Origin of the sequence: Paracoccus stylophorae (genome assembly GCF_028553765.1) — a bacterium.
Lineage (GTDB): Bacteria > Pseudomonadota > Alphaproteobacteria > Rhodobacterales > Rhodobacteraceae > Paracoccus > Paracoccus stylophorae.
On sequence record NZ_CP067134.1, the window covers coordinates 2,814,715 to 2,826,026 of the forward strand.

Annotated in this window: 9 protein-coding genes; 5 read left to right on the top strand and 4 right to left on the bottom strand. The window is 69.3% G+C overall.

Annotation, left to right across the window (positions count from 1 at the left end; all coding sequences use genetic code 11):
• The first annotated feature begins 8 nt into the window (after window positions 1–8).
• The 3 genes from recJ to JHW45_RS13865 all read left to right on the top strand — a co-directional run bounded on the left by recJ (window position 9) and on the right by JHW45_RS13865 (window position 4,323).
• A complete protein-coding gene (gene recJ / locus JHW45_RS13855) occupies window positions 9–1,748 on the top strand; it encodes a single-stranded-DNA-specific exonuclease RecJ (protein ID WP_272858185.1) in 1,740 nt (579 codons plus the stop codon).
• Between the two features lie 71 nt (window positions 1,749–1,819).
• Window positions 1,820–2,512: a metal-dependent hydrolase gene (locus JHW45_RS13860; protein WP_272858186.1), complete on the top strand. Its 693-nt coding sequence runs from the start codon at window positions 1,820–1,822 to the stop codon at window positions 2,510–2,512.
• A complete protein-coding gene (locus tag JHW45_RS13865) occupies window positions 2,509–4,323 on the top strand; it encodes an aminopeptidase P family protein (protein ID WP_272858187.1) in 1,815 nt (604 codons plus the stop codon). The genes JHW45_RS13860 and JHW45_RS13865 overlap by 4 nt, the downstream gene beginning before the upstream one ends.
• Before the next feature lie 24 nt (window positions 4,324–4,347).
• Here the strand turns inward: JHW45_RS13865 and JHW45_RS13870 are convergent, their stop codons facing one another.
• Entirely contained in the window at window positions 4,348–5,013 is a 666-nt protein-coding gene (locus tag JHW45_RS13870) for an SDR family NAD(P)-dependent oxidoreductase (RefSeq protein ID WP_272858188.1), read from the bottom strand.
• Window positions 5,014–5,146: 133 nt separating this feature from the next.
• Between JHW45_RS13870 and JHW45_RS13875 the strand changes: the two genes are divergently transcribed.
• The gene (locus JHW45_RS13875; RefSeq protein ID WP_272858189.1) at window positions 5,147–5,704 is read left to right on the top strand and encodes a biotin transporter BioY; all 558 of its coding nucleotides are present in this window, start codon (window positions 5,147–5,149) and stop codon (window positions 5,702–5,704) included.
• Between the two features lie 50 nt (window positions 5,705–5,754).
• Here the strand turns inward: JHW45_RS13875 and JHW45_RS13880 are convergent, their stop codons facing one another.
• The 3 genes from JHW45_RS13880 to gltX form a co-directional block, all read right to left on the bottom strand.
• Entirely contained in the window at window positions 5,755–6,228 is a 474-nt protein-coding gene (locus tag JHW45_RS13880) for a DUF1284 domain-containing protein (protein WP_272858190.1), read from the bottom strand.
• On the bottom strand, window positions 6,206–7,498 hold the full coding sequence (gene gltA, locus JHW45_RS13885; RefSeq protein WP_272858191.1) for a citrate synthase: 1,293 nt from the start codon (window positions 7,496–7,498) through the stop codon (window positions 6,206–6,208). The genes JHW45_RS13880 and gltA overlap by 23 nt, the downstream gene beginning before the upstream one ends.
• A gap of 78 nt (window positions 7,499–7,576) precedes the next feature.
• Window positions 7,577–8,974 carry a glutamate--tRNA ligase gene (gene gltX, locus JHW45_RS13890; protein ID WP_272858192.1) on the bottom strand — a complete coding sequence of 466 codons (1,398 nt, stop codon included), beginning with the start codon at window positions 8,972–8,974 and terminating at the stop codon, window positions 7,577–7,579.
• A 115-nt stretch (window positions 8,975–9,089) separates the two neighbouring features.
• On the opposite strand from gltX, the gene JHW45_RS13895 reads away from it, so the two are divergent.
• Window positions 9,090–11,303 (top strand): ComEC/Rec2 family competence protein, encoded by a 2,214-nt coding sequence (locus JHW45_RS13895; RefSeq protein WP_272858193.1) that lies wholly within the window; start codon window positions 9,090–9,092, stop codon window positions 11,301–11,303.
• The last annotated feature ends 9 nt before the right edge of the window (window positions 11,304–11,312 follow it).

Sequence of the window (11,312 nt, forward strand, 5' to 3'; positions counted from 1 at the left end):
GGGATTCCGTGGCGTTTCTGGGGATCGATCAATCGCTAAGCGGCCGGCGCTGGACCGGGCCGGATGCCGGGCTTGAGCGTCTGGCCGAGGGTCTGGCGCAAAAGGCGTCGCTGCCGCTGGCGGTGGCGCGGGTGCTGGCCGAACGCGGGGTTCAGCCCGAGGCCGCCGGCGGCTTCCTGACCCCGAAGCTGCGCGATCTGCTGCCCGACCCGCTGTCGCTGCGCGACATGGGGCCTGCCGCGGATCGCCTGGTGGCCGCCGCCATCGCGGGCGAGCGGATCGCGATCTTTGCCGATTACGACGTGGATGGCGGCAGCTCGGCCGCGCTGCTCCTGGACTGGTTGCGCCAGCAGGGCCGGGACGCCACGCTGTATGTGCCCGACCGGATCGACGAGGGCTACGGGCCGAACCCCGCCGCGATGGCCGCGCTGGCCCAGGCGCACGACCTGATCGTCTGCGTCGATTGCGGCACGCAGGGTCACGATGCGCTGGCGGCTGCGGCGGGAGCCGACGTGATCGTGCTGGATCACCATCTGGGCGCGCAGGCGCTGCCCCCCGCGCTGGCCGTCGTGAACCCCAACCGCGCCGACGAGGATGGCGCGCTTGGCCATCTGTGCGCGGCGGGGGTGGTCTTTCTGACGCTGGTTCAGGCCGGGCGCGTGCTGCGCGGCATGGGCCGCCGCGAACCCGACCTGATGGCGATGCTGGATCTGGTGGCGCTGGCCACCGTGGCGGATGTGGCGCCGCTGATCGGCGTGAACCGCGCCTTCGTGCGCGCCGGGCTGGCGGTCATGGCGCACCGGCAGCGTCCGGGGCTGGTCGCGCTGTCGGATGCGGCGCGGCTGGACGGTCCTCCGAACGCGTTTCATCTGGGGTTCCTGCTTGGCCCGCGCATCAATGCCGGCGGCCGCATCGGGCGGGCGGATCTGGGGGCGTTGTGCCTGTCCTCGCGCGATCCGGCCCAGGCGGCGGATCTGGCCGCCCGGCTGGATCAGCTGAACCGCGACCGCCGCACCATCGAGGCCGAGGTGCGCGACGAGGCGATGGCCCAGGTCGAGGCGCGCGGCCATCCTGTCCTGTCCTGGGCCGCGGGCGCAGGCTGGCATCCGGGCGTGGTCGGCATCGTCGCCGCACGGCTGAAAGAGGCGACCGACCTGCCCTCGGTCGCCATCGGCATCGACCGCGGGATCGGCAAGGGATCGGCCCGGTCGGTGCCCGGCGTCGATCTGGGCCGTGCCATCCAGCGTCTGGCGGCCGAGGGTCTGCTGCTGAAGGGCGGCGGGCACGAGATGGCCGCCGGGCTGACGGTCGAGGAAGCGAAGCTGGAACCGGCCATGGCGCGGCTGGCCGAGTTGCTGTCGCGCGATCTGGCCGGGCGCGGCGGCGGCGCGCGCGAGCTGCGCATCTCGGGGCTGCTGGAAGGGGCGGGCGCCACGCCGCAGATGTTTCGCCAGCTTGAGGATGCAGGCCCGTTCGGACAGGCCGCCCCTGCCCCACGCTTCGCCTTTGCCGATCAGCTGATCGACAGTGCCGCGACGATGGGCGACAGCCATCTGCGGCTGAATTTCCGCAGCCCCGGCGGCCCAAAGCTTGAGGCGGTCGCATGGGGGGCGATGAACGGCCCGCTTGGCCCCGCGCTGATCGGCGCCAAGGGACGGCGCTTTCATCTGGCGGGCAAGCTGGAACTGTCCACCTGGGGCGGGCGCGAAAGGCTGCGCCTGCGGCTGGACGACGCCGCCCCGGTCTGAGGCTCATCGCACCTCTGGTCAGGGCCGGGACGCCTCGCTAGTCTGGCGGCGACATCCGATAGGAGGCAGAGATGAAACTGACCTGGCTTGGACATTCCGGCTTTCGGCTGGAAATCGAGAATGCGGTGATCCTGATCGACCCGTGGCTGTCGGGAAACCCGGTCTTCCCCGAGGACAGGCGCGACAAGGCGATCGCGGGCGCGACCCATATCCTTCTGACCCACGGGCACGGCGATCATTCGGGCGACACGCTGGCCATCGCGAAAGAGCTGAAGATCCCGGTCGCCGGCATCTATGACCTGATCAACAGCTGGGGCAACCACCAGGGCATCGACGGCATCGGCTTCAACAAGGGCGGCACCGTCGATCTGGGCGGCGCAAAGGTGACGATGGTCAACGCCACCCATTCCAGTTCGCTGGATGGCGCGGACGGACCGATCTATGCCGGCCACGAATCCGGCTTCATGATCGCGGGCGAGGATCGGGTGATCTATGTCTCGGGCGACACCGACATCATGGCCGACATGGAATGGATGGCCGATTATCACCGTCCCGATATCGGCATCCTGTGCGCGGGCGGGCATTTCACCATGGACATGCGCCGCGCGGCCTATGCAGCGCGGAGATATTTCGACTTCAAGACCGTCATCCCCTGCCATTACAAGACATTCCCGCTGCTGGAACAGTCGGCGCAGGAGCTGATCGACGGCCTGCCCGGCGTCGAGGTGATCGAGCCCGAGGTGATGAAGGCCATCGAGTTGTGAGCTTTCAGTCCTTCGACGATCCCGCCGGGGGAGGCGATCACGCCGCCCGGCTGGCCGATCTGCGCGCCCGTCTGCGGCGGATGGACCTGGACGGCTTCATCGTGCCGCGCGCGGATGCGCATCAGGGCGAATACGTGGCCGACGCCGATGCACGGCTGGCCTGGCTGACCGGGTTCACCGGCAGCGCGGGCTTTGCCATCGTGACGCAGGATCGCGCGGCGGTGTTCACCGACGGCCGCTATCGCGTGCAGGTCCGACAGCAGGTCGATCCGGCGCAGTTCGCGGCCGTGGACTGGCCGGCGACGCGACCCTCGGCGTGGCTGCGCGACGCGCTGCCCGAGGGCGGGCGCGTGGGTTTCGATCCGTGGCTGCACACCCGCAAGGAAATCGAGACGATGGAGCGCGGGCTGGACGGCACCGGCATCGGGCTGATCGCCGTCGACCAGAACCCGGTCGATGCCGTCTGGCCCGACCGCCCCGCCCCGCCGGTCGGTCCCGCGCGCGCCCATGACGACGCGCTGGCGGGCGAGACATCGGCGCAGAAACGCGCGCGCCTAGCGGACGAGTTGCGCGATGCGGGGCAGGCAGCCGCGTTCCTGTCCCTGCCCGATTCGATCTCGTGGCTTCTGAACATTCGCGGCAGCGATCTGCCAAAGAACCCGGTGGTGCAGGCTTTTGCCGTCCTGTCCGATGACGGGCATGTGGCGCTGTTCAGCGATCCGGACAAGTTCGACGACCGGCTGCGCGCCCATCTGGGCGATCAGGTCGCGATCCTGCACCCCGAGGGGCTGTCCGCGGCGCTTCTGGATCTGGAAGGCCCGGTGCGGATCGACCCGGACACCGCGCCCGAGGCCGCATTCCGCCTGCTGGAACGCGCGGGCACCGATATCGCGCGCGCCCCCGATCCGGCGATCCTGCCCAAGGCGCGCAAATCCGACGCGGAACTGGCCGGGATGCGGCAGGCGCATCTGCGCGACGGCCTCGCCATGGTGCGGCTGCTGGCATGGCTGGACGCGCAGGACCACACCGCGCTGACCGAGATCGACATCGTCCGCAAGCTTGAATCGCTGCGGATCGAGGCAGGCATCACCGATATCAGCTTCGACACGATCATGGGCGCGGGTCCGAACGGGGCCATCGTGCATTACCGCGTCACCCGGTCCAGCAATCGCAGGCTGGGGCGTGACGACATGCTGCTGATCGATTCGGGCGGCCAGTATATCGACGGCACCACCGACATCACCCGCACGGTCGCCCTGGGCCAGCCGTCGCCCGACGCCGTCACCGCCTATACCGCGGTGCTGCGCGGCATGATCGCGATCAGCCGCGCGCGCTTTCCCAAGGGTGTGGCGGGCGCGCATATCGACGCGCTGGCGCGGCAGTTCCTGTGGCAATCGGGGTTCGATTACGACCACGGCACCGGCCACGGCGTCGGCGCGGCGCTGTGCGTCCACGAAGGTCCGGTGCGCATCAGCCGCGCCAGCGATACCAAGCTGGAGGCGGGCATGATCCTGTCGAACGAACCCGGCTATTACCGCGAAGGGTCGTTCGGCATCCGGATCGAGAACCTGATCGCGGTGATCCCGGCCGAGGCCGAACCCGGACGCGAGATGCTGGGCTTCGAGACGCTGACCCTGTGCCCCATCGACACCCGCGCCATCGACCGGCAGGCGCTGTCCCGCGACGAGGCGGGCTGGCTGAACGCCTATCACGCCCGCGTCCGCGACCTGCTGTCGCCGCATCTGGACCGGCCCGCGCAGGACTGGCTGCGCAAGGCGACGCAGCCGATTGGCGGGGCATGTTCGGCCTGACGATCGGCCGGCGCCGCGGCGCCGTTACAGCGCGTCCAGAAGACGCTCGGCCTCGGACCGGCAGGGCGTCAGCGCGCTGCGATCCTCGCCCGGAAAGAACCGGCCCCGGACCGCGGTCGGCATCGGGGCGGGCTGCGCGATGACGACGCGCGGCCCGGTGCGCACGGTTTCCGCCTGCCAGCTGCGCGCCAGCGCGATCTGCGCGCCCTTGGTCGTGCCATAGGCGCCGAAGAATTTCTGCCCCGCCCGCGGATCGTCGAAGAACATCGCCGTGCCGTCGCGCGCGCGCAGCATCGGCTCGAACAGGGCGATCAGGCCGCGCACGATATCGACATTGACCAGCAGCGATTTCGACCAGTCCTTGCCGTCGATATGGGGCGCGGGCGACAGCGGCGCGGCGTGGATGGCGCAATGCGCCCACAGATCCAGCCCGCCCCATCGTGCGCCGACCGATTGCGCCAGCTGCTGCATCGCCGCCGCGTCGCTGACATCCATCGGCGCCAGCGTCGCCGTGCCGCCGGCCGCGCGGATGCGGTCGTCCAGCTCTTCCAGGCCGCCGACGGTGCGGGCCACGGCCAGCACGTGAAAGCCGCGCGCGGCCAGCCCTTCGGCAAGGGCCGCGCCCAGCCCGCGCGATGCGCCGGTCACAAGGGCGACGGGTCCGGGTCGGGTGTTCTGATCCTGCGTCATGCCAGCAGCCTTTTGCAGAACGCCGCCCTGCGCGCAAGACCCCCGGACGCGGCGCGGCGTCAGCGCCGCGATTGACATTCGCCCGCGCAGCGTCAACATGCGATCCACCGAATTTGGCGAAAACGAGGCTTCCATGACGCTGACCCAAGCCGCGCTGCCGGCGCGCTCGACCTTCACCAATGTCCTGCTGGTCCTGGCCGGATCGGCCCTTGTCGCGCTGTCCGCGCAGGCCAGCGTGCCGATGTGGCCGGTGCCGATGACGCTGCAGACGCTGGCCATCACCATCATCGGGCTGACCTATGGCGCGCGCCTTGCCGCGATCACCCTGCTGGCCTATCTGGCCGAGGGTGCGATGGGTCTGCCTGTCTTCGCCAACGCCTCGGGCGGAATCGCGCCGCTGATGGGGCCGACCGCAGGCTTTCTGTGGGGCTTTGTCGGCATGGCCTGGCTGACCGGCTGGCTGGTGGAACGCGGACTGGATCGCGGCTTCCTGCGCCTGTTCGTCGCCGGGCTGGTGCCGGGGCTGCTGCTGTTCGTGCCGGGTGCCGCCGCCCTGTCGGTCGTGCTGGGCAAATCCGCGGGCGAGGCCGTCGCGCTGGCCGTATCGCCGTTCCTGATCGGGGCCGTCGTGAAGGCGGTGATCGCGGCCATGATTGTTGCCGGCGGCTGGACGCTGTTCAAGCGCCGCTGAGCGCCGAAACCCGCACCTGCGATAACGCCGCCCGGCCGGGGCGGCGTTTTTCATACCGCTGACTGAAGACGCGCCAGCGCGTCCTTGCACAGCCCCAGTTCCAGCCACTGACAGCCAGCGCAGATCCGGTCCAGATCGTCCGGCACCAGCCGGCTGACCGCGCGCGACTGCGCCTCGGCCCAGCCCATCCGCGCGCCCGGCGCGATGCCAAGCGCCTCGGCATGCCGGCGGTCCAGCGCGTCGATCCGGTCCTGCGCCGCGCAGCCGGTCCCGCGGCGCGACGGGCACGGGCCGCAGATCGCATCCGCGCCGGCCGTGAACACCACCTCGGTCGCGGGGTCGGCACGCAGCCGGTCCTGCACAATCCGGTTCATGTTGCGGGTGAAATCGGGCGAATAGCCGCGCCCCTGCCAGCCGATCGCGCACAGCACATGATGCGGGCGCAGCCGAACGGGCCCGGATGCGTCCCGGACCCGTTCTTCATGCGGCGATGGCGATTGCTCAGCGATTGTCCAGATCGACATAATCGCGCTTGTCGGCACCGACATACAGCTGACGCGGACGGCCGATCTTGATCTGCGGATCGCTGATCATCTCTTTCCACTGCGCGATCCAGCCGACCGTGCGCGACAGCGCGAAGATCGGCGTGAACATCGAGGTCGGGAAACCCATCGCCTCGAGGATGATGCCCGAATAGAAATCGACGTTCGGATACAGCTTCTTCGAGACGAAATAGTCGTCCTCGCGCGCGATCTTTTCCAGTTCCTTGGCAACCTGCAAGGTCGGGTTGTCGTGGACGCCCAGAAGATCCAGCACCTCGTCGGCGCTTTCCTTCATCACCTTGGCGCGCGGGTCGAAATTCTTGTAGACCCGGTGGCCAAAGCCCATCAGGCGGAACGGGTCCTCCTTGTCCTTGGCGCGGGCGATGTATTCTGGAATGTTTTCCACGCTGCCGATCTGGCGCAGCATTTCCAGCGACGCCTGATTCGCCCCGCCATGCGCCGGCCCCCACAGACAGGCGATGCCGGCCGCGATGCAGGCGAACGGATTGGCGCCCGACGATCCGGCCAGCCGCACGGTCGAGGTCGAGGCGTTCTGTTCGTGATCGGCATGCAGGGTGAAGATGCGATCCATTGCCTTGGCCAGCGCCGGATCGACGGTGTATTTCTCGGCCGGGACCGAAAAGCACATGTGCAGGAAGTTCGTGGCGTAATCCAGTTCGTTCTGCGGATACACGAAAGGCTGCCCGATCGAGTATTTATAGGCCATCGCGGCAATCGTCGGCAGTTTCGCGATCAGCCGGATCGAGGCGACCTCGCGCTGCCACGGATCGGTGATGTCGGTCGAATCGTGATAGAAGGCCGACATCGCCCCGACCACGCCGACCATGGTCGCCATCGGATGCGCGTCGCGGCGGAATCCGCGGAAGAAATTGTGCATCTGTTCATGCACCATCGTGTGGCTGGTCACACGATTTTCGAAATCGGTCAGCTGCTCGGCGTCGGGCAATTCGCCGTAGAGAAGCAGATAGCAGACTTCCAGATAATGCGATTTCTCGGCCAGCTGCTCGATCGGATAGCCGCGATACCACAGCTCGCCCTCGTCGCCGTCGATATAGGTGATGGTCGAATCGCAGCTGGCGGTCGAGGTGAACCCCGGATCATAGGTGAACACGCCCACCTGCCCATACAGCTTGCGGATGTCCACGACATCCGGCCCCGCAGTCGGGGTCAGGATCGGCAATCCGACCTCGGCGTCTCCGATCATCAAGTTGGCGGTCTTCTTATCGGCCATCCAAAACGTCCTTTCCGGCTGCGCCCGGTCGATCGCAAGGACATGCTTGGAACCGACCCTGGCATGTGTAAGCGGGTCTCATCCCGCCAATTCCGTCTGGTCCCGGAGCCGGGCAAGCGATTCTTCGCGACCAAGCGCCGTCATCATGTCGAACACACTGGGGGTTGCCGAACGCCCGGCCAGAGCGGCGCGCAAAGGCCCCGCAAGCTTGCCCAACCCGACGCCGTATTCCTCGGCGACCTTCTTGGCCGCCTGCTCCAGCTCGTCTCGCGTCCAGCTAGCATGCTGCACCGCGGCAGTCAACGATTCCAGCATACCACGGGATACCGTGTCCAGCTGACCGGCGGCTTTCCGGTCCATCTCGACCGGGCGCTGGATCAGCGCGAAACGCGCCTGCTCCAGCAGTTGCGGCAGGGTCCGGGCCTTGGCCTTCAACGCCGGCAGCGCCGGGATCAGCCGTTGCGTCTGCGTCTCCGACAGCGGCGGCGCGCCGGTTGCGGACAGGTAATCCTGCAACGCCGCCACCAGCGCGGCGTCGTCCATCGCGGCGATATGGTGGCTGCTGACATGTTCCAGCTTCTTGAAATCCAGCCGCGCCGGCGCACGGCCGATCCCCGACAGATCGAACCATTCGCGCGCCTGAGCATCGTCGAACAGCTCGTCGTCGCCATGGCTCCAGCCAAGCCGCGCCAGATAGTTCCGCATCGCCGCCGCCGGATATCCCAATGCCGCGAACTCATGCAACCCCACCGCGCCGTGCCGCTTGGACAGTTTCTTGCCGTCCTCGCCGTGGATCAGCGGAATATGGGCGAAGACCGGCCGCGGCCAGCCCATCGCGTCATAGATCTGGATCTGGCGGGCGGTGTTGGTCAGGTGATCGTCGCCCCGGATCACATGGGTCACGCCCATGTCGTGATCGTCCACCACAACGGCCAGCATATAGGTGGGGGTGCCGTCGCTGCGCAGCAGCACCATGTCGTCCAGCTGGTCGTTGGCCACGCGAACCTCGCCCTGCACCGCATCCTGGATCACCGTCTCGCCGCTGCGCGGGGCCTTCAGGCGCAGGGCATGGGGCGCGTCGGGGTGATCGGTGGCATCGCGCCACGGGCTTTTGAACGGCTCGCGCGGATGCGCCTCGCGCCAGGCGGCGATCTCCTCGGGCGTCGAATAGCAGCGATAGGCCGCCCCTGCCTCCAGCATCTGGCGCGCGACCTGCGCGTGCCGGTCCCGGCGGGCGAACTGGCTGAGCGGTTCGTCGTCCCAGTCCAGCCCCAGCCATTCCAGCCCCTGCAGGATCGCCGCCGTGGCCTCGGGCGTGGACCGGGCGCGGTCGGTATCCTCGATCCGCAGCAGGAATTTTCCGCCCCGGCCGCGGGCGTAAAGCCAGTTGAACAGCGCGGTCCGCGCCCCGCCGACGTGCAGATAGCCGGTGGGCGAGGGTGCAAAGCGGGTGACGATGGCAGATTGGTCGGGCATTCGGGCCTTTCTGGTCGCAAAACCGGGCTGGCACAGGCGCGTTAACGCTTTGCTAAGCAGCGCGTGCCATGGTCGAGATCACAAGGAATACGAAAGCCCTTCGGAAAGGACAAGAATGACCGTTCCGGCCAGCGCGTTGTCGGGTCAGATCGTCGCCGCCACGGCGGTGTCCGTGCCCGCGGCGGTGTCGAGGTCCGCTCCGTCCCCGGCACGCGCCTCGCGGCACGCGACACGTCGCCCGCCCCGCCCGGCCGCCGCAGGTCGGGCGGGGCTGTTTGCCTGGGTGCCGGTCTGTCTGGCGGTGGGCATCACCGCATGGTTCGCCTGGCCGACGCCGCCGACCCTGTGGCAGACGCTGGCGGCGGCGGCCGTCGCGCTTGCATCGCTGGCGGGCGCGCGCGCGGCGCAACCGCTGGCGCAGCGCGGGCATCTGGGCTGGGCTGTCGCCGATACGCTGCGCCTGACCGGGATCGCCGTGGCGCTGATCGTGGCGGGTGCCGGGCTGGCCGGGCTGCGATCGGTGCAGGTCGCGGCGCCGGTGCTGGAATGGCGCTACTATGGCCCGGTCGAGGGGCGGCTGGTCGCCATCGACCGCTCGGCCCGCGACCGCATCCGCCTGACGCTGGACCGGGTCACGCTGCGCGATGTCGCCCCCGACCGCACGCCGGCCCGCGTCCGGCTGTCGCTGATGGACGCGGCCACGGAACCGCTGCCCGCGCTTGGCCAGCGCATCATGCTGACCGGCCATCTGGGACCGCCCCCTGGCCCCGCCGCGCCGGGCAGTTTCGATTTCCGCCAGCATGCGCGGTTCGAACGGCTTGGCGCGGTCGGCTACAGCCGCACGCCGGTCATGGCGGTCGGCCCGCCGCAGGGCGGGATTTGGAACATGCACCGCGCCCGGATGGCGATCAGCGCCGCGATCCAGTCGCGCATCGGCGGGCAGTCGGGCGCGGTTGCGGCCGCGCTGATGACCGGCGACCGTTCCGGGATCGAGGAGGCGACGAACGACCTGATGCGCGCCTCGAATCTCTATCACATCATCTCGATCTCGGGCCTGCACATGAGCATGCTGGCCGGCTTCGTCTATGCCGCCCTGCGATGGGCACTGGTGCTGGCGCAGGGGCTGGGCGCGCCGCTGCCGCAGGCGGTTCACAAGCTGGCGGCGCTTGGCGCGCTGGCCGCCTCGGCCGGGTATCTGTGGCTGTCGGGCGGGGGCGTGGCGACCGAACGGGCCTTCGTGATGGTCGCGGTGATGCTGTGTGCGATCCTGGCGGACCGGCGCGCGATCTCGTTGCGAACGGTGGCGCTGGCGGCGACGATCATCCTGATTTACAGCCCCGAGGCGCTGACTTCGCCCGGCTTCCAGATGAGCTTTGCGGCCACCGTGGCGCTGATCCTGGTCTATGACCCGTGGTCGCGGCTTTCCCCGCATGTGCCCGCCTGGCTGCGCCCCGTGCTGATCCTGCTGATCTCGTCCTTCGTGGCGGCGATGGTGACGGCACCGATTGCCGCCGCGCATTTCAACCGGATGTCGCAATACGGGCTGCTGGCCAATCTGCTGGCGGTGCCGGTGATGGGCACCCTGGTGATGCCGGCCGGCGTGGTCGGCGCGCTGCTGGCGCCCGTGGGGCTGGCGGGGCCGGCGCTGTGGATCATGGGGGTGGGCACCGCCTGGATGCTGGCGGTGGCGCGGTTCGTCGCGGGGCTGGACGGTGCTGTCACGGCGATCACGCTGCCGCCGGCCGCGGTGATCCCGCTGATGGGGTTCGGGGCGGTGCTGGGCGTGCTGTGCTGGCGCAGGGGGCTGGGGGCGCGCGGAACCGCCGCGCCCGCCCTGGGTTTCGCGGCCGGGCTGACGATGCTGGCGGCGGCGCTTGCGCTGTGGGTGACGACAAGCCGTCCGCTGATCCTGATCGCATCCGAGGGCGAGGCGGTCGGCCTGATGACGCCGCAGGGCCGCGCGATCTCGAAACCATCGGGGGGCGCCTTTTCGGTCAGCACCTGGCTGCTGGAGGACGGCGACACCGCCACGCAATCCGGCGCGGCCGCGCGTCCGGGCTGGACCGGGGACCGCCGCGACCGCCGCGCCGCGCTGCCGCACGGTTGGACGATCCTGCATTTTACCGGCAAGGGATCGGGCGCGCGCGCCGCCGCCCTCTGCCAACCGCGCCATATCGTCGTTGCGACCGAAAAGGTGCCGCGCCCCGCCACCGGCGATGCGCCCTGTCTTCTGCTCGATCCGCCCTTACTGCGCGCAACAGGCGCGCTGGCCATCGACTTCAGCAACACGCGGCCCGACATCACCGCCTCGCGCCGGGCGGCGGAATGACGCCCGCGC